The organism is Roseibium sp., from assembly GCF_039982295.1.
In the GTDB taxonomy this organism is placed as follows: Bacteria; Pseudomonadota; Alphaproteobacteria; order Rhizobiales; family Stappiaceae; genus Roseibium.
On record NZ_JBDWYP010000074.1, the window covers coordinates 1 to 17,614 of the forward strand.

Consider the following 17,614-nt stretch of genomic DNA (forward strand, 5'->3'; position numbering starts at 1 on the left):
CAACGAACACAGACCTCACGGTGCCATCGGTAACAAGGTGCCGATGGACCTGATGAAATCGGAACGTGCAGCCAGCCCGTGTTCCTGATTTGGTCCGGAAAACTCTAGCCCGACCCGGGGGCACGTTGGGTAGCACTCCAAATTTGGGTCGGACTCCAATCAACAGTGGAGGAAAAATCCCGTGCAGGTCACAGGTCAGCACTTCGAATGTGAATCTAGCCCTGGTTACCAAAGGTTGTATCAATTGGCACTTCGGTTGGTTGGCCTTTGAGTATGTTTATGGATGGTCATTAATCTATGGCTAGGTAATTGAGGTTTTGCTAAGTGATTAGTTTTCTTCAGCCGTCTACAAATGTCCAACCCAAATTGAATTGTGCGGTTTTGGGGATGCGTCTGTCAGTGAATTTAGCGCGTGAAATACACGGCAGGCAGAGAGCGTGAGCTCTGGGAATCCAGTTCGGGGCCAAATTCGATCTCCTAATATTAGGGGATTACGAAGATTTAAGGTGAGCCGAGAGGGCCAGCCTCGTAAAGAAGGAATTTGGAAGGCCTATGCATCGCCGCGCATTAAGGCAGCGTGCGACGCTTACGAAGATACAAAAGGCTCCGAACTTCAACACGTGAGCGTTGATAGCACCAAAAAGCTGGGTGATGTCGACGTGCCTAAGTTTGACGCTACAAGGCTTCGGAGCTTTCTTGCAGGAGGCTCCAAAGACCTGAACTTCGCCGACCTGAGTGGCTTGAATTTGTCCGGAATGAACCTGGCCGGGGTCGATCTGACCGGTGCCAGCCTTATGAGCGTAAGATTCTCCAATAGGACAAAGATGTTGGACGCGAATTTAAGCGGAGCTCGTTTTGACAAAAGGAGCCTTCGAAGTTTTTTAGGCGCAGGCTTTAAAAAACTGAATGGCGCCAACTTGAGTGGTCTAGATTTGTCTGGAATGGATCTTCGCAGCGTCGATCTTTCTAACGTCGATCTTCAGGGCGTGACGTTTTCAAAATATACAAAGCTGGAGAACACGCATTTTCGTGGGGCTTTGATTGACAATACGAGTCTTCGAAGTTTTTTGGGCGCGGGCTTTAAAAAACTGAGTGGAGCCGACTTGAAGGGAGTAGATTTATCTGGGAGGGATCTGCGCGAGCTCGATCTGAGCAACGCAACGCTTTCGGGCGTAGCATTTTCCAGAGATACAAAGCTAAAAGGCACGAATTTAATTGGCGCTAGCTTTGACAAAGCTAGCCTTGGAAGCTTTTTGGCTGCTGACTTCAAGAACCTGCAACATGTAAATTTGCCTGAGACTATGCGTGACCTCCCCCCGAAACGCTGCTGGCATACACAATTCCTCGAGCGGATTAGAGCGCTCTTTTCTTCCGGGATTTAGCCACCGCAATGCTCAAATCCTAAGCCGACGCGCAACGCTCCCATACGCGGATTTTTGGCATCATGAGATACGCTCGAACGTCGGACGTGCGAGCGAAATCATCTTCTCCCGGAACCGAGATGTCAGTCCGGCTCTCGGTTATCTAATTTTTCAGGGCACGTGATCTCAGCCTTTCCCCGCGCGCTCTTTGGTTATATCCGGTGCTCTTTTGCCAGACCATGCGGCCTTGTGATTGTCGGCAATGATCCGACAGCACCGGATCGACTTCAAGGTCACGATGAGCAAACAGTAAATACGCAAGCTCTGGTGTAGTGATTCCGTCTGTTCAAAATGTTAAAGCCTGATCGCCGTCGTAACCTCAAACCAAGACTGGGCCCTGCGCACAAAGCGTGTGGGTTAGCTTGTCCTCCAGCAGTTCGAGTTCCTTAAAGCTGAGGTCCCACCCAAGAGCTTGGCCATTTGACGCGCGTCATTCGGTACCCATAGCATATTCTGCTAAATTACAAATCAGACACACTCTACATACCGTATAGAAACAGTCAATTGCGCGGCGGTTGCCGTAGGGGGCGAAATCGCTTTGTCACTTCTGATTTTACCTCGTGTCCCTCTTTCGGGCGAGCCCGAACAAAGAACGAGCTAACGCGAGCTGGCCAGTGTCTGCCCGTTCACAGCATGCCCGGAAATATCCACCGGGTGAGTTGATCTTCACAGGATCGCGCAAAGCCTTCTCAGCGACGACGGCCAGAATTGCCGCGGCGAGCTCACGTCCAAGACGGCTGCACGCGTCGGCGTAGGCTGCTTCGCTCAGACCGATGCCAAGTCTAAGGATGTGTGCCGCAGAAATTAGTTCGGGCCACGTCTTGAATGTGACGCCAAAATCATCCTGAACTGTCGGACAAGCAGTTTCAACAAGGGAAATTGAAACTGAATCCAATCCGTTAAGACTGCTGGAAGCGATGCACCTCGAGCCTTTCCGGCTATGCCGACGACTACTTGGGAGTGTAGGCCCTTCCGCTTGCGCCTCTTCAGGAGCTATTTCGACGCGGTTAGCGTCGTTCGATTTTTTGGTTGATTTATTCGCTTTAGCGAATGGCCGATTATTTCTTAGAGAGTCTGATGAGCTTGTTTTAGATAATTGCATGACGCTGATGTCACCCTCGCCTGTCGTTTGACTCATATCATCTTCTTCAGAGGTTTGCATGCTAGGTTCAACCACCGCCTCCAAGAGTAGCTCGTAGAGATCCTTCAACGCTGCTGCTTTCAGACAAGGCTCCATGCCGCAGTCCAGCAAGGCATTCATCTGGCCCAGAAAGTCGGATAGTTCGGCCTGTGGTGCGGCTTCGATCGCATCGACGATCGCCCTGGACGTCCTCGTGACCGACCTGCGAGCCTCTCTGACCGCATTGAGTTCGGCCTGCCAACTGTCGGCCAACCGCTTGATTTCCCGGTATCGAACGCGCGCCGGCGTGAAATCGAGCCCATACGCGAACGTCATCTCACCGCGATTGTCGCGATGCACCCAGCGTCGACCCGTCGAACTGTCACGATAGGCAAGTATACGGGCCTCAACGAGAGATTTGATCGCTCGAATGACCGTACGTTCGCTTCGGCCGACGTAGGCCGCAAGTTTCTCATTCGATATCGCGACGATCGGTCGATTTGACCCTTGCCAGTCATCACTTTTGGACAGTCCGAGCAAGATATCCAGAACGTGATAAGCGGTTGATGTCAGACCGAGCGGTTGAGCTGCTCTTTTGAGGGCAATTGCAACCTCGGACTTTCCGATGTCGGGAATATCGTTGGCCATCGCAAGATGTTGGGACGCAAGCATCCCAGGCGTCATCTTCCTCAGGGAAGAGACGGTCGAAACAGCAGGCATGAAAACCTCCATTCACCAGCGCGCCAAGGCGCACGGCGTTTATCAAACTGGATGGTTCATCCTGACGAATTCAGAAATCCATTCGCCCAAGATTGCTCTTGCACGTGATTCGGAATTGACCTAGCATGGGATTGTGTCGAGGTTCCCATCCAGTCTATTTAGGATGAACTCGTGAATTAGGGACTGAACGGTTGCCGCCGTTTCAGTCTCTTTTCATTTGATCTTGATGTTCTCGCGTTCCAATCCTCCGGTCTTGGATTGCCTTTGCCAAGGCGTGGGCACCCATCTTGGTTTACGGCGCCAACAGGTTGCTTGACCTCGGCTTACCGCGTTCTGTTGTCGCTATCTTGTCCCGTCATGAACTTCCGATAAAGCTCCGGAAGTTCGTCTGACAGCCAGTCAGCGAAGTCAGTTTCTGCCCGTGGCACCGAAAAAACTGTGGCGCCGCCGCTTTTCCTCACACTGGCGACGAGCACGCCATCAGCCGCCAGCTTCCGTAAGGGCAGATAACCCGGATTCGTTGTCCTGGATCTCCCTCTGCCTCTGGCAGCCTCGGTTGCAATCGCCATTCGCTCCGGCGCAGAAGCCTCGCGGAACCTATCACTCGCTATAACGTCACGGATCCGTTCTTCCGCGTTCGGATCCGAAAAGGCCCGGGCGAATTTCATCCATGCAGGCCGACCGACGTTCTTCGCGCGACCAATCGCGTGAAGAACGTCGGTCGGAATGGTGTCGGCGACCTTCAGCATATTGGAAATAACCGTTTGAACCTGACCGAGAACCGGTTCCATCTCGCGTTGCTTGAGCCCAGCTTGGCGAAGCTGAGCCGCCCAGACGGCCATTTCCACAAAGGTCAGATTTTCCCGGACGCCGTTCTCGAGCGACTGCTCCTTGATCAGTTCCTCATCGGACAGCTTTCTCACATAGGCCTTGACCTTCACGCTTTCCGGCTTGGATGCCTCTTCCATGAGCGATTTGACCGCGGCAAGTCGCCTATGACCGTAAGCCAGTTGGTAACGTCCAGCCTCTTCAGGATGGGGTCGCACCAGGATCGGCAATTTTTGACCCTCGATGTGAATGGACGACTTCAATTCCTCCAGCGCTTCCTTCGCTTCGTCGTCGGTCTCAAATCGGTCCGAAAAGGGCGAGGAATCGATCTTGGAAGGATCCAGCAGGACAATGCTGTCCTCACGCAATTGCGAAAGCGCACGCCCCATCGAGTTCACGACCGGCGTCGTCACCTTACGAGAGGCACCGTCCTCAGGCGCCACTTGCTTCTCAGTGGCCGCCGCGGTTGACGCATCGGACATCATCTTCACGATCGACTTTTTCATCATCGCGCCTCCCTGCCCCACACCGCGCGGATTAACTCCAGGATTTCTGCATTCACCCGATCCGCACTCTCCAGAGCACGCTTGAGCGTTTCCCGGCCGATTTCACCGGGTTCGATCTCGTAGAGTGTCTTCTTCGCGACGCCCGCGGATGCGATCGCGGTCGACTCCACCGCCTCTGCAACCAGCACATCTGCTCCGAAGAGATCGCGCATTGTTCCCGACATGATTTTCTGAGGACCATCGTTCGGATTGACACGCGTCAGCAGAAATCTGGTGAAATCATGTTCGAATACCGCACCGCCCTCTGACAGGGTGTGCGTCACGTCGGCGATCATTTTGAGAAACTGGGAGCAGGACGAGACGTCGAGCATGGCAGGATGCACCGTGATGATCAGTCCCGTGGCGGCGTATAGGGCTGCCATCGTGGTATATCCGAGAGAAGGTGGCGTATCGAGCACCACAATATCGTAGTTGTCCTCGACAGACCGGATCACGGCGTCGAGCCGTTGAAAGAACAGGCCAAGCTCGTCAGTACTGCGTTCCGATAAGGCCGTCGGCGTATCATATTCAAAGTCCATCAGCCGAAGATTGCCACAGACCAGATGGATTCCGGGAAAATAAGTCTCCCGGATTACCTCCGAGAACGGAACCCGGAAATTGTCGTATCTGAGCGCGTCGTATGCCGTGTCGGTCCGTTCTTCATCACCCTCGCCGGCGCGCAGATCACGATCCGGCTGAATTCCGAACGTGGTCGTCATCGACGCCTGTGGATCCAGATCGATGCAAAGCACTCGATATCCCTGCAGCGCTAGATAGTGGGCCAGGTTCACCGACGTCGTGGTTTTCGAGCTGCCGCCCTTGAAATTCGCGGCCGCGATGATCTGCAGCTTTTCCCCGGGCCTCCGATGAGGTAGTAACCTGATCGCGTCGTCAGGACGCAATTCGGCGAGAAACGAACGCAATTCCCACAGCTGCTCGATTGTGTATATCCGACGATTGTTTTCAGCCCGAAACGGCAGTGGCCCCCTGCCCTCGAGGGTCAGCGTCCTCAATGTGCTCTCGGGCACACCGAGCAGGCGCACGAGATCCGTGGTCGAAAAAGTGCGATTGAAGACCTTTTTGGCTTCGGGCGGATAGGTCATTTCCCGCATGGTCTGCAAGCGATCCGAGAGCTTGTGCGAGAAACCCTCGATCTTGGCGATCGTGTCGCGCTCCTCGGGCATGTATTCGTTTGCACACATCAAAAGCCTCTGACGGTTTGTTTCCCGCTAAATTCAATTTCACCGTCAAGCATGCATGAAGGCAACAGTGCGCGCAAGGCTTTTGGCGGCGATAGAAATTTCAAAGCGAAGGTCAGCGTTCGGAACCTGCTGACGGGCTCAAGCCTGGAGCGGACTCATTGTGCCAAAAAGAAAGAAAAATTATTATTTTTCAATTAGTTAATTTTCGCTTCTCTCAATGACCACACTGAATCCTCCGAAAAAAGGTCCGCGCAGTGGCGGCATCGAAAAAGCTCTCCATTCTGCAGAATTAGCAAAACCGCGGGCAGCTGAAGTCAACCGCGCTCGAAATTCTTGCGTCCATCGGCGAATCGATTCCCCCGGATCGCGTGGCACGCAACTCATGCTTCCCCGCAGCTCATCCGCTCTTGTGCGGTATGACCATCACCGTCGTGAGGTTTCCCGGACAGCGACAGTCGGCTTTCCTTGAAGGACAGTTTCTGTCGGCGCGGTGCCTGGAGGCTCGCAACGATCAGGTCGCGGGAGGACAGATTATTTATCTGTCCTCCTTTTCTCCCGCAGAACACGTTTGCCGCGCGAAGTGATCGGTCGGGTGACGAAAACGAACGCTGCCTTTCTCTGTTCTGCAGCCTGAAGTCGCCCTCCGCGCGGCAGATTGAAGAAATCGCCTGTCGCCCCACGCATCATGACAACGATGTTTCAAGGATTAATTCTACCCCTGACAAAAACTCTGGGTTGTTTATTGCCTGCATTTCCCTGAGCCAGATGTCTCATAATGAAATCTGCCTCTTCGGTAACACTAAACCCACCACCGCTTCGGAATGATCACATAAGTAATTTCCAGAGGGAATATCCACGAGCATTGGCGAGAAGTCTCGAGTCAATCTTTCCACCCCGAGGCAGAATAGGGCGCAAAATTACAAATGCCTTTAATTCCGTCGAACATGGTACACCACGCGGGCCGCATGTCGAGCTGTACCGAGAGAGCTTGTCGCCGATCGCGATCGAAGTGAGTTTCGCCTCGATTGTCGCGGAGCTTTCGCTGGTTGGCGGCGCAGCCGTCGCGGGCAGCCTCTACGACTACGGTTTTTCCGACCGCATCTTGAACACGTTTCTGCCATGTAAACTGCGCACTCCCCTTTGCAACGTCGACTACCGCGCCATGACAACGAAAGTCGGCAGAAGCGCAACAATCAATTCGAAAAACACTTGCGATCCGTCGCTGATCGAGCTGCATGACGGGTCTTTCATCGGGGCCGGGGCCAAGCTGATGAGGAATTCCTCCAGCCAGGAAACACTCGTTCTAGCCAGGCTCGTCATTATCGAAGAAAACGCAGCGGTCGGCACCGATTCGACCCCGCTGTGCCCCCCCCCCCGCGTGACACGCAAAAGCAATAAGCGTCCGGGCTCCTATGTTGCGCCCGGCACACAGATACCGCCGAACGAAGTTTGGGCGGGCGTTCCCGCCGCAAAAAGTGGGGGCCGAATGTACTGCCCTAGCTCTAGGGTTTGTGGGCAATTGGAATTTGGGCCTGGTATGATTGCAAATTGCTCCGCCTCAAGAAGTGAAGGCGCGGGAACGCCATTCAAGCCTGGGCGATGCCTCGGACCAGACACAGGCCGATCGGAATTGGCTTCACCGGCGCATTCCGGGTAAATCAACCAAAACACCGGAAACTGCGGCATGATAGCGCTTCAACGTAGTGCGCCTCTTGGACAATAGCCAACCTTCGCCCAGCAAAAGTTACTGACGGACAAGCTCACGTAGGGGTCGGAGAGGCGCCATTTCCTGCCCCTCGTCCTTCGGCCAGGCCCCGGCGGCGACGTTCTGCTCGCAAAACGCCAACCAAACGGCGAATCGTGAACGGCCAAGTCGAAGCCTCGCCCCCTGTGCTCTATGATACAGCGCACCTGACATCTCACTGGTAGCCTTCGGTTCAATAGAATTCCTCACAATGAACGACTGCGCGTTGTTCCGCCGTATTGGCTGGTAGATGTCGCGTCGAGGAGCCAAGATGTCATTTCCGGGACTTTCCACCTCTCTCCAACTTTTCGGCTGCCGAACCTACGCACCCACAGTCCGGACCTCGAGTGCGGAGGCGTTTCGCCACGCCGCTGCCTCCGAAGGCAAGTTGAGTTTCAAGGATTCCAGCGCTTGGCTTAACAGAAGCATCGTATATCGGTTGATTTCTCGCGTAACGCCCAACTTCACTGGCCGCACGCCTACAGGGCCGCGATCAATACGGCGGTGGACAGCTTGGCCCGGACTGCTTTGTTGGCGCGCCGCGCTGCTTCGAGGCGGCGTCCAAAAGCCGGTATCATTGCCCGAACAACCTGTCTGCTATGAATTCGAAGCAAATGGCGCGACGTACAACCGTGTTCTCTCTCGAGATGTCAAGCTCTCCTTCGAGGCACGATCTCGGTGGGGGAGAGGTCCGAGTGTACAGACACTTTCCGGATTCGCGTACAAAGTGACGCAGCAGCCGAAAGTAACCACCGACGATCCTATCGAGAAATTGAACGCAATGGATGCGGGGATCAAGCCATCTGAATATGAATCAACATCTGTTCCGGATTTTACAGAGAACGATAGACCCGTTGTTGTGATTCTCGGCGGCCACGGCCTTCCGGTAGAACATATGTCCTCACTCGCGACATCCTATACCAACGAGATGCAAGCCAATGTCCTTGCCCTGAATTATCGAGGCTATGGACAATCTTCGAGTGGCATAACATGCAACCAAAGCATGGTTGAGGACGGTGTCGCCATCTTAAACCAGCTTCTGGAGTCCGGTGTCTCTCCGGAGCGGATCGTCCTCCACGGTTACAGTATGGGCGGCAACACTGCTGCAAATGTTCTTCAAGCTGCGGAAGCCAAAGGCAAGATACTTGGTGGTTTGATCCTGGACCGTTCCATGGAAAAACTGTCGACAGGCGCGAGAGCAATGGCATCAGCGGGCCCTCCAGAGCTTATCTTTTCTACAGATGAGTTTGGCAACATCTGCGTTGAATCCAAAATGAGGGCAGGAAAATTCAAAAAATTCGCCTGGGCTGCTGGTGCTATTGCCTACATGCTCGCCGAAAAATATGGCACCAATTCTGCTATCAAGGGACTGCAACGAAGGAGGGCTGCTGCCGACAACAAACCGGCTACTCCTATCGTTGGTGTTTTTGACTCAGACCCAATCGGAAAAACCTCGGAGCGAATGTATAAAAAACGAGGTATCCAAGCTGTGGCCTCCGGTGAAGGACACGGCGGCTTCAGCACCATAGTCAGCACTTTGAAAAAGACGCATGAAAAATCGCGGCAAACCGCTGGAGACAATTCCGATATATTGCGTCTGTTTAGACCTTTTGAAGTAGCACCAAACCCAATCGCTTCTGCGGAACCAGAGACCGAAGATCGCAAACCGGTTTTGACTGGATTTTTTAACACCGACCCCTTCAAAGGCAAATGATAACATTTTTTATTTCCAAGCATTAGAGCTTGTCGCTTTAAGCTGAGTTTATTTGATGGCACGATACGGTTCACTCGGCAAGGCGTATCGCTCTGTGGGCGGCGGTGCGTCGGACAAGCGGCGCAGTGTGACGGGGCTGAAACGCCACCGGAGGTTACAACACAAGAGCGTTCAAATAGGTTTTGATTTTTTGCGGTTGGGATTACACGCATGATCACGCGTCATGAGGTCAACAACGCACTGGCTGAATTCTCACACCAGACGGGTTTAAGCCGGTTGTCTCTTGGTCCGGACGATGTCGCAACCGCTGAATTCGGCGACGAAGGTATCATTGCGATATGTTTTGACGGAACGGTCGGATGCGTGCGGCTGCTGTCTCCGGTAGGACAATTGGAACCGTCCATGCCGCTCGCACGTCAAGCCGCCTTGCTTAGACAAACGCTTGCATTCAACATCGAGAACATGTCGTGCCTTGGCATGGAGGACGATGCTGGCGTTTTCCTGTTGACGCTGCAGATCTGGTCCGTCGACAGTTTTGTCGAACAGGTCAGCGATTTCGCTCGTCAATCAATCGGCGTCTCGGACTGGATTGAGAACTTCGACGCGGACGAACCCGCCTACTGTGAAGAGGACGGCTCGCTTCCGGCAATAGAGACGGACGCCATCGTTCTGAAGCCTTGATACCAAGCTCAAGTGAGCAAAAGCCTATTCCTCAACCGAAACACGAAGAATACCCCACAATAGGCGTCTTGCATGACTTTTTGTGGGGTATCGGCCAGGACGCACGATGCTGCGAAAGATTCTCGGGCCGCAGCCTCTTGCTCGGCGCAGCAACTCGACGGGTTTTGGATAGTCAAGTGAACGTGTGGTCCGGATCTCCGAACAAGGGGCGCGTCACGGATACCCCACCCAAAGCCGAGTGTAAATCCGGAACATCTGATCCCGGAAAGATGTAGGCCCAGCTAACTGGCAGACGAGAGATTAAAACAAACCGACGCGGACGCCTTGCACCAAGTCTGGCTGGTAAAACCTATTGCAAGAAATTGCCACCCTCCATGTCGACTACGCCATGATTGAGCGGATCCGTGTAAAGCGCCTCCCGGTTCTTGTCGACCCACACAAGAATCTTCGCGATGACCTCAAACCATTCATCGGGAACGAAGGTGCCGACATCGGAGTCCGCGTACAATGAGCGCGCGAGCAGCACGTTTCTGAACACGGGTACGCCGTGCTTCTCCGCTTCGGTTCTCAATTCATGGGCTTGCAGGTTGCGGCCCTTGGCGACAATCAAAGGCAAGGGCGCGATTTCGGGCTTGTAGTCGATGACAACCGCAAAATGAGTCGGGTTGACAATCACTGCCGTTGCCTTGCGCGTCCGCTCGATCCCGTCACTCAACACCATCTCCTGTGCGATTTGCTTGCGCCTGCCTTTGATAAGGGGATCGCCCTCCGTTTCCTTGAATTCGCGCTGGACTTCGGTCTTGGTCATCATCAATTCTTTTTTGTGCTGAAACTTCTGAAAGATGAAATCCAGTGCGGAGACGATGGCGAAAGCCAGAGCTGTGAATAACAGCGTCGTCAGCAGCATGGAGCTGGTGACCGCCATCAGGCATTGCATGCCGCATTGTACGGCGTTCATGTAGGGACCGATCGCATCCCTGATAACAAAAAACAGAAGAACCGAAAGGAAAACAATTTTGACCAAGGACTTGAGGAACTCCACCAGTTGCTTGATCGAAAAAATCTTTTTCAATCCTTTCGCAGGGCTGATGTTTTCAATCTTCGGCTTGAGATTTTCGAATGCGAAAAGCGACCCGAACTGAAAATAGTTACCCGCAACGCCGAGCACGAAAACAACGCCAAGCAGAGGCAGTGTGACAACAACCGCCACTTCGAAGATTGCCTGCATCGCGCCATAGGCGCTCGTGCGAAAATTGGTCCCGTGCAACGCGGCAACGATATCCAGCATCTCCACGAACTTAAAAAACATGTAATCCCAGACGACCCAAATGTAGGCGATCACACCTAGGAGCGAAACCGTCGTCACAAGATCCTGACTGCGGGCAACCTGACCCTTCTTCCGCGCGTCCCTGAGCTTCTTCGGCGTCGGTTGCTCGGTCTTTTCGCCGGTTTGTTGTTGACTCATGGCCGGTTGCCCGCATCACCTGAAATGTTTGACAATATGTCGGTTCCGGCTTCGAAAATTTCATAAAGACGATTGGTGTTGTCGAAAAGCAAAGCCTGACCCTCAGCAGCATAGGGGAACAGGATCTTGATGTAGAAAACCAGGACCAGCATTGCTATCCCGCTCTTGATACCCATCGAAAGGATAAAGACCTGGATCTGCGGAGCAAACCGGCTGACCAGGGCGAGTGCAAGCTCCGACAGAAACATCAAGGCGATCACAGGCGCGGCAAGAATGAACATGGTCCGCATGCCGAGGTCCAGGATCTCAAGAATCAGGACAGGAAACTGCTCGGAGACGATCGGTAGCATTCTGGTAACGGGCCAGAGTTCGAAACTCTTATACAAGAGGCCGAGGATAACGAGGATGCCTCCGATCGAGTACATGTAGGTCAGAAAGGCTTGGGAAAAGAGGTTTCCAAGTGGCGTTGTTTCCTGACCGAGCAATGGATCGATACTGGATGCGATCGCGGCGCCGCGCTGGTTGTCCATGAAGTCGCCCGCCGCCGTCACTGACCAGAAAATCCAGCCGATCATGTATCCAATCAAAAATCCGATCGCGTACTCCTTCGCAAAGTAGAGAGCGAGTGTCGGCAGCGAGTCTCCGATGATTGAACTATGCGTCAGATTGACCGGTACGAGGGGAAGAGCAAGGATCAGGATGGCACCGTTGCGCGCGAGCCGCGGTACGGCGCCAGTGCTCAAGATTCCCGAGATAGCGACGAATGCGTAGACTCTCGGCAACGACATCGCCAGCGAGATCATCAGCTTCTCGTAACTCTGGAAGGCCGCGATCACATCCCACATCGGCGGCTATCTCGTAAGCTCGGGAAAGGTGTCGAACAAATTAGCGGTGAAATTGAACATTTCAGCGCCGAGAAAACCTGCAGTTGCCGCCATCGTGATTGCGACCGCAACCAACTTGGCGGCGAACGGAAGCGTCTGTTCCTGGATTTGAGTCAGAGCCTGCAACAAACTGACGACAAGTCCCACGATCGAAGCCACCAGAATTGGCGGCATCGAGAGCAAAAGCACAAGAAACATTGCCTCGGTGGTAACATGGAGTGCATCGGCCGGTGCCATCGATCAGGTGCTTCCTTTAGATATAGGTCTTGACCAAACCCAGGATGAGCCTGGACCAGCCGTCCACCATCACGAACAGAAACAGCTTGAACGGCAGCGAAATTGTCAGAGGCGAAACCATCATCATGCCCATCGCCAGCAAAATGTTGGATACCACAAGATCGATCGCGATAAACGGCAGGTACAATAAGAAACCAATTTCGAAAGCTTCTCGCAGCTGGCTGACAGTAAAGGCCGGGAGAATGACGAATATGCTGTTCTCGTCGATAGTGTTGGCCAGTTCGGTCGGCCAAAGCTGAGCTGTTGCCTTTAGGAAAAACAACTTCTCCCGCTCCGCCGCGTGCTTGTCCAAAAACTCGATCAATGGCCCCTTGCTGGCGGTATAGGCTTCCTGCAGGCCTTGCAGGTTACCAAATTTGAAATTGCCCTCTTGCACGATCATGAATGTCTGGACAAACACCGGCGCCATCACATAGCCAGACAGGATGATGGCGAGCGCATTCAGAGCCATGTTGGGGGGAATCTGTTGCACACCAAGTGCATTGCGGACCAGCATCAAAACAACAGCTATCTTGATAAAGGATGTCGCGACGACTGCCAGGAAAGGAACGAGTGCGGCAGCTCCCAACGCAAGGATTAGATTAAGTGGATCCATAAATTTTCAACACCAGGAAGAATCAGTTGTCCAGAAAAACGCGGCTTAACCTTACGCCGATGCGATCTCCAACACGTACCAGATCCCCTTGGCCGATCGTTGTGTCGTTGGACACAACCCTGACACTGGCGTCGTTGTCTTTAAGGCCGTCCGGCAAATCCGTGACCGAGCCCAATTTCCAACCTGCAACATCGCTCGCCGAAAGACACGCGCTACCCAGTCGGAATGACAGCCCTATCCGGAGTGGTGCTTCGACGCTAAAACTCCCGACTTCATCGTCGGCTACTCCGGTGTCGAGGCCGCCATTGCCCTCGAAAGCGAAAGCCGTTTCGCTCCGCTTGGACAGCATTTGCTTCAGGGGAATGGCCTTCGCACATGCCCAGTTGCCTTCAGCCTGTGCGAAAGAGAATACTCGGTCGCTCGCGACAACTGCAAGATGGCCATCGGCTTCCGTAGGCGATATCAGTATGCAGTCGCCCGGCGCCAGGTTGGACACTTCCGACCACAACAATTCTGCAGTCCCCACCAAACGCTCGACCCGGATCGGGATCATGCGCCCAAGTTCCGAACCGAACGCGTCGGCACTGGGAAGACGGGCGGCAAGCTCGCTACAAGCAATTGCGGGCGCTACGCCGAGGACAAACACGATCTGGCCCTCCCGCTCCCGTTGCAAAACCACTTCGAACCAGCTTAGATCCTGAGACTGGTCTCCGTCCGAGACTTCCGATACGCTTAACTCTTGGCCGATCTCGAAAGAGGATTGCAGCTCGGCCCCTACAGAATCAAGCACTGTCTGGATCATTCCCTGGCGCAACGCGGCGGCTAGATCCTCCGGCATGTCGCGGAGGTCATTTATCGAAAGGCTGGCCCCGGAAAGGCTTCCAAACGGGAAATCTTCCATGCCGATGTACGCGCGCACCCGGCCATTGGAGACCACGGATGTCAGAACCCCGGTGAGCGAAGACAAATCTGTGCAGGGCGTGAAGGTGAAATGCGCCCCACCCGCAAGCGGAAGCGGCTGCCCGGATAGGGACATTGCGGCGTTCCACATTGCGATATCGTCCTGCCTAATTTCGAATTTCGGCAAAGGCCAGTTCTCGAAGGACATCACGCTCCACCCGATGAAGGCCGCGGGCGCACGAGGTGCTCCGTAGACGGAACTTCATTCTCGGCATACACTTTCTCGCCATTTTCTTCTGACTGAGAAACCGCCTGAACGATTTTGATACGTCTATTCGGCAAATGACCCTGGAGAAGGTGACCAAGTTGGCCAGCCGCATTCACCAGGTTCTGCCCAGCCTCACCGGCGGGAAAAAAGAGCTTCACCGTCACTTGGGAATCGGAAAAGCTCACCTCAAGCCGGTGCAATCCCTGGGAGCCAGCATCGACAGGAATGTTGAAGTTCACCGGAGCGTTGGAAACAACAGGACCCGGCCTTTTGGCTGCATCCATTCGCGAAACGATCTTTTCGTAGATCTCCTGAACCTGACTGTCGAGCTCAGGCGGCAATGACCTCGCCGCCTGAGCCGGAGCCTGAGAACCGGCAACAGCCGGCCGCGCGTCGAACAGGACGACCGTTACCTCGTCACCATGCTCGTGCGAACCGCGCTCACCGGCGCCGTCATCATTTCCGCCGGCATTGTTGACGCGCCCCATGATTTCCTGAAACAGGGCTCCGCTCTGACTGGACGATATACTGCTGCTCCGACCGGAGGATGTCGAACCTTCTCGGGTTTCAACTGAACCGTTCTTGGCCGCAACCTTGAAACCGCCCTTAGCCGACTGCGCACTTTTGAGAGCGTCCGCACGCAGCAACATAGCTCCATTCATCTCCGGAGACGCGCCAAACCCGAAACCGGGCACCTTCAAGAAGGCAGGTGAAGCAAGTTTCTTATCCATTACACGTACTCCGATTTCCGGAAGGCTGCGACGTCCTCAACCCGTGCTTCTTCATCTCTTTCAAGAACGCGCGCGATCTCAATCTCGCGATCGGAAATCATGGCATCATATTTTTCTCTGTTCTGCTGTGCTTTTTGATACACGTGCATTGCCGTAGCCGTCTCCTTTGTTACCTCCTCCTGCTTGCGCGTAGATTGATCTAGATTTTCCTCTGTCTTCCGATGGCGCAGATGAAGGTCGGAAACACGTTCGCCTACGATGTCGAGCTGTTCAAGATTCACAACCTTGTTGAGGATATGCTCATAGATACCATCCTCGCGAACCGGAAGCTCTTGCTTGCTCTCAAGAAACGACCGTTCGTTCTCGGCCTTCACTCTTTTGATTTCCTGAAGTTCATTTTTTTTCGCACGCATCATTTTGAGGGCCGCGAATTCCCTCTTTTCCTTGACCCGCTGGAGGACTTTCAGCTTCTCGATCAATTCAGAGCACTCCGTAATCTTTCAAGCGTTTCTTCGAGATCTTCGATCGTCTCGTCACCCTGCTTGAGAAAGTCGTTGATTTCCCTTATCCGTTCGACAGCACGGTCCGCCACCGGGTCGCTGCCTGCCTGGTACTCACCGATTTTCACGAGCAGTTCGACGTCGGCGTAGGCCGCGAGCAGATTTCGCGTCTCAGCAGCCAGATTGTCATGGTCTCCGCTGATGACAGCGTTCATCACCCGGCTCTTGGAATTCAGGATATCGATGGCCGGGAAATGATGTGCCGCGGCCATCTTGCTCGACAGGACGATATGGCCGTCGAGGATCGAGCGTGTTTCATCGGCAACCGGCTCGTTCATATCGTCACCTTCGACAAGAACGGTGTACATTGCCGTTATCGAGCCCTTGTCATTCATGCCCACTCTTTCTAGCAGCTTCGGTAGTGAGGCAAAGACCGACGGCGGAAACCCTCTACGTGTCGGGAGTTCGCCCGCAGCAAGCCCGATCTCCCTCAAGGCGCGTGCGAATCGAGTGACGGAGTCCATTAAAAAGAGGACTTTCTTCCCCTGGTCGCGAAAGTACTCCGCAACCGCCGTCGCGGCATAGGAGGCCTTCACACGCTCCATCGGGCTTCTATCGGACGTGGAGACGACCAGCACGGTCTTCTTCAAACCAGCCGGCCCAAGTTCCCGCTCAATGAATTCCCTCACCTCGCGGCCACGTTCGCCTACCAGCGCCATGACCGTGACGTCCACGTCCGCGTTCTTCACCAGCATGGAAAGCAGGGTTGATTTCCCGACGCCGGCCGCCGCGAAAATGCCAATACGCTGCCCCTCTCCAACCGTGAGCAATCCGTCGATGGCCCTGATCCCAGTGGTAATCGGTGCATCGATCACGCGCCTGGTCATCGGATCCGGGGGATTCTGATAGACTGGGTACCAGGTTTGCGGTGTGAATTCTTCGAACTTTCCGTCGATGAAATTTCCGAAACCGTCGATGACACGCCCCAAAAGCTGGTCTCCGACGGGAACGCTTTGGACCTTGCCGGTTGCACGAACTTCGGTCTGCGGGGATACGCCTTGCGTCTCTCCAAAAGGATAAAGCAAGGCTTCGTTGTTCGCAAATCCAACGACTTCGGCATCGAGCCGGTTACCGGTCGAGCGGGTGTAAAGCTCTACGATCTCGCCGATCCGGACATTCGAAACCACAGCATAAACCACGGTTCCGATAACCTTACTCACTTTGCCGTTCACGGAATAGAGGTTCTTTCTGTCCACCGTGGCGGTCAGCTTCGACACGATATCGTCGAACCTCGCGTCGATCCGGCTACGCCGCTTTTCGAGCGCTTGCCGAAACTCGGACTGCATGTCAGGCGTCAAGAGACGACCTCCCGTCCTGCCTGGACGCCATTCGACTGCAGATCTCCGTAGAGACCGTGCACACTGTTGTTGATCGCATCCTCGACCACAAGGAGTTCCGCCAGAATGTTGCACTCGATGCGCCCGGTCGCGGTTTCTACAACCAAGTTAGGCGCGGGTATCGTCTCGTCTTCGATCAGGTCGATCGACTTTTCCCCGGCGTATCTTTCCTCGAAGGCCCGCGCGACCGGTTCAATGGCTTCGACCAATTCGGGCGCTAGCCTGATCTGGATCGTCAGCTCATCCCGCATCTGCCGCAAGGCGCTTCTGGTGGCCGACGCCGCCAAACAGCTATCGTCAAACTCGGAGAGAACCTTTCGGACGCTGGACTTGACCAGAGACGCCAACCTATTTTCGAGGTTCTGAAGCTTCAGATCCACGTAGGCATCTTCGTCAAGCAAACGTTCCAACGCTTCCCTTTGGGCGTTTTTCCGCCCCTCGGCGTAGCCGCTCTCTTTCTGTTTCTCGAATTCGGCTTCTGCGGCAGCAATGATTTCCGATGCGCGTGCCTCGGCCGAAGAAATGATCTCGCTCGCCGACCCCAGCGCATCAAGGTCTTTTGCCTTGATCACGCCTTCACCCTGCGCGACCGTCAAGCTGAT

General features: G+C 54.3%; 16 protein-coding genes. 3 read left to right on the forward strand and 13 right to left on the reverse strand.

Annotated elements, in window-relative coordinates:
• Window positions 1-506 precede the first annotated feature (506 nt).
• A complete protein-coding gene (locus tag ABJZ52_RS15365) occupies window positions 507-1,382 on the forward strand; it encodes a pentapeptide repeat-containing protein (protein WP_348187330.1) in 876 nt (291 codons plus the stop codon).
• A 592-nt stretch (window positions 1,383-1,974) separates the two neighbouring features.
• On the opposite strand, the gene repC is transcribed toward ABJZ52_RS15365, so the two are convergent.
• The 4 genes from repC to ABJZ52_RS15385 all read right to left on the reverse strand — a co-directional run bounded on the left by repC (window position 1,975) and on the right by ABJZ52_RS15385 (window position 7,073).
• Window positions 1,975-3,261, reverse strand: coding sequence for a plasmid replication protein RepC (repC, locus tag ABJZ52_RS15370; protein WP_348313419.1), 1,287 nt, complete (start codon window positions 3,259-3,261; stop codon window positions 1,975-1,977).
• Window positions 3,262-3,584: 323 nt separating this feature from the next.
• Window positions 3,585-4,595 carry a plasmid partitioning protein RepB gene (gene repB, locus ABJZ52_RS15375; protein ID WP_348187334.1) on the reverse strand — a complete coding sequence of 337 codons (1,011 nt, stop codon included), beginning with the start codon at window positions 4,593-4,595 and terminating at the stop codon, window positions 3,585-3,587.
• Complete coding sequence (gene repA, locus ABJZ52_RS15380) at window positions 4,595-5,836, reverse strand: plasmid partitioning protein RepA (RefSeq protein ID WP_348187336.1); 1,242 nt, start codon at window positions 5,834-5,836, stop codon at window positions 4,595-4,597. The genes repB and repA overlap by 1 nt, the downstream gene beginning before the upstream one ends.
• A gap of 880 nt (window positions 5,837-6,716) precedes the next feature.
• A complete protein-coding gene (locus ABJZ52_RS15385; RefSeq protein WP_348187338.1) occupies window positions 6,717-7,073 on the reverse strand; it encodes a hypothetical protein in 357 nt (118 codons plus the stop codon).
• Window positions 7,074-8,307: 1,234 nt separating this feature from the next.
• On the opposite strand from ABJZ52_RS15385, the gene ABJZ52_RS15390 reads away from it, so the two are divergent.
• Window positions 8,308-9,294 (forward strand): alpha/beta fold hydrolase, encoded by a 987-nt coding sequence (locus ABJZ52_RS15390; RefSeq protein ID WP_348187340.1) that lies wholly within the window; start codon window positions 8,308-8,310, stop codon window positions 9,292-9,294.
• Window positions 9,295-9,504: 210 nt separating this feature from the next.
• Window positions 9,505-9,975 (forward strand): type III secretion system chaperone, encoded by a 471-nt coding sequence (locus tag ABJZ52_RS15395; RefSeq protein WP_348187342.1) that lies wholly within the window; start codon window positions 9,505-9,507, stop codon window positions 9,973-9,975.
• 349 nt (window positions 9,976-10,324) lie between these two features.
• Here ABJZ52_RS15395 and sctU read toward each other — a convergent pair whose 3' ends face one another.
• Genes sctU through sctL form a run of 9 tightly spaced genes read right to left on the reverse strand, consistent with a single transcriptional unit; the run spans window position 10,325 to window position 17,608 of the window.
• A complete protein-coding gene (sctU, locus tag ABJZ52_RS15400; RefSeq protein WP_348187344.1) occupies window positions 10,325-11,440 on the reverse strand; it encodes a type III secretion system export apparatus subunit SctU in 1,116 nt (371 codons plus the stop codon).
• A complete protein-coding gene (gene sctT / locus ABJZ52_RS15405) occupies window positions 11,437-12,285 on the reverse strand; it encodes a type III secretion system export apparatus subunit SctT (protein ID WP_348187346.1) in 849 nt (282 codons plus the stop codon). The genes sctU and sctT overlap by 4 nt, the downstream gene beginning before the upstream one ends.
• Window positions 12,286-12,291: 6 nt before the next feature.
• Entirely contained in the window at window positions 12,292-12,561 is a 270-nt protein-coding gene (gene sctS / locus ABJZ52_RS15410) for a type III secretion system export apparatus subunit SctS (protein ID WP_348187348.1), read from the reverse strand.
• Window positions 12,562-12,577: 16 nt separating this feature from the next.
• Window positions 12,578-13,216, reverse strand: coding sequence for a type III secretion system export apparatus subunit SctR (gene sctR, locus ABJZ52_RS15415; protein WP_348187349.1), 639 nt, complete (start codon window positions 13,214-13,216; stop codon window positions 12,578-12,580).
• A gap of 22 nt (window positions 13,217-13,238) precedes the next feature.
• Window positions 13,239-14,324 (reverse strand): FliM/FliN family flagellar motor switch protein, encoded by a 1,086-nt coding sequence (locus tag ABJZ52_RS15420; RefSeq protein WP_348187351.1) that lies wholly within the window; start codon window positions 14,322-14,324, stop codon window positions 13,239-13,241.
• Window positions 14,324-15,115 (reverse strand): hypothetical protein, encoded by a 792-nt coding sequence (locus ABJZ52_RS15425; protein WP_348187353.1) that lies wholly within the window; start codon window positions 15,113-15,115, stop codon window positions 14,324-14,326. The genes ABJZ52_RS15420 and ABJZ52_RS15425 overlap by 1 nt, the downstream gene beginning before the upstream one ends.
• A complete protein-coding gene (locus ABJZ52_RS15430; RefSeq protein ID WP_348187355.1) occupies window positions 15,115-15,594 on the reverse strand; it encodes a YscO family type III secretion system apparatus protein in 480 nt (159 codons plus the stop codon). The genes ABJZ52_RS15425 and ABJZ52_RS15430 overlap by 1 nt, the downstream gene beginning before the upstream one ends.
• On the reverse strand, window positions 15,591-16,973 hold the full coding sequence (sctN, locus tag ABJZ52_RS15435) for a type III secretion system ATPase SctN (RefSeq protein WP_348187357.1): 1,383 nt from the start codon (window positions 16,971-16,973) through the stop codon (window positions 15,591-15,593). Before sctN ends, ABJZ52_RS15430 begins: the two co-directional genes overlap by 4 nt.
• Complete coding sequence (sctL, locus tag ABJZ52_RS15440) at window positions 16,970-17,608, reverse strand: type III secretion system stator protein SctL (RefSeq protein WP_348187359.1); 639 nt, start codon at window positions 17,606-17,608, stop codon at window positions 16,970-16,972. The genes sctN and sctL overlap by 4 nt, the downstream gene beginning before the upstream one ends.
• Window positions 17,609-17,614 lie beyond the last annotated feature (6 nt).

Bases quoted from the DNA above. Each gene is read 5' to 3' on its own strand.
- repC (WP_348313419.1), bottom strand. From the start codon at position 3,261: ATGCCTGCTGTTTCGACCGTCTCTTCCCTGAGGAAGATGACGCCTGGG.
- repB (WP_348187334.1), bottom strand. From the start codon at position 4,595: ATGAAAAAGTCGATCGTGAAGATGATGTCCGATGCGTCAACCGCGGCG.
- repA (WP_348187336.1), bottom strand. From the start codon at position 5,836: ATGTGTGCAAACGAATACATGCCCGAGGAGCGCGACACGATCGCCAAG.
- ABJZ52_RS15385 (WP_348187338.1), bottom strand. From the start codon at position 7,073: ATGCAGCTCGATCAGCGACGGATCGCAAGTGTTTTTCGAATTGATTGT.
- ABJZ52_RS15395 (WP_348187342.1), top strand. From the start codon at position 9,505: ATGATCACGCGTCATGAGGTCAACAACGCACTGGCTGAATTCTCACAC.
- sctU (WP_348187344.1), bottom strand. From the start codon at position 11,440: ATGAGTCAACAACAAACCGGCGAAAAGACCGAGCAACCGACGCCGAAG.
- sctT (WP_348187346.1), bottom strand. From the start codon at position 12,285: ATGTGGGATGTGATCGCGGCCTTCCAGAGTTACGAGAAGCTGATGATC.
- sctS (WP_348187348.1), bottom strand. From the start codon at position 12,561: ATGGCACCGGCCGATGCACTCCATGTTACCACCGAGGCAATGTTTCTT.
- sctR (WP_348187349.1), bottom strand. From the start codon at position 13,216: ATGGATCCACTTAATCTAATCCTTGCGTTGGGAGCTGCCGCACTCGTT.
- ABJZ52_RS15420 (WP_348187351.1), bottom strand. From the start codon at position 14,324: ATGTCCTTCGAGAACTGGCCTTTGCCGAAATTCGAAATTAGGCAGGAC.
- ABJZ52_RS15425 (WP_348187353.1), bottom strand. From the start codon at position 15,115: ATGGATAAGAAACTTGCTTCACCTGCCTTCTTGAAGGTGCCCGGTTTC.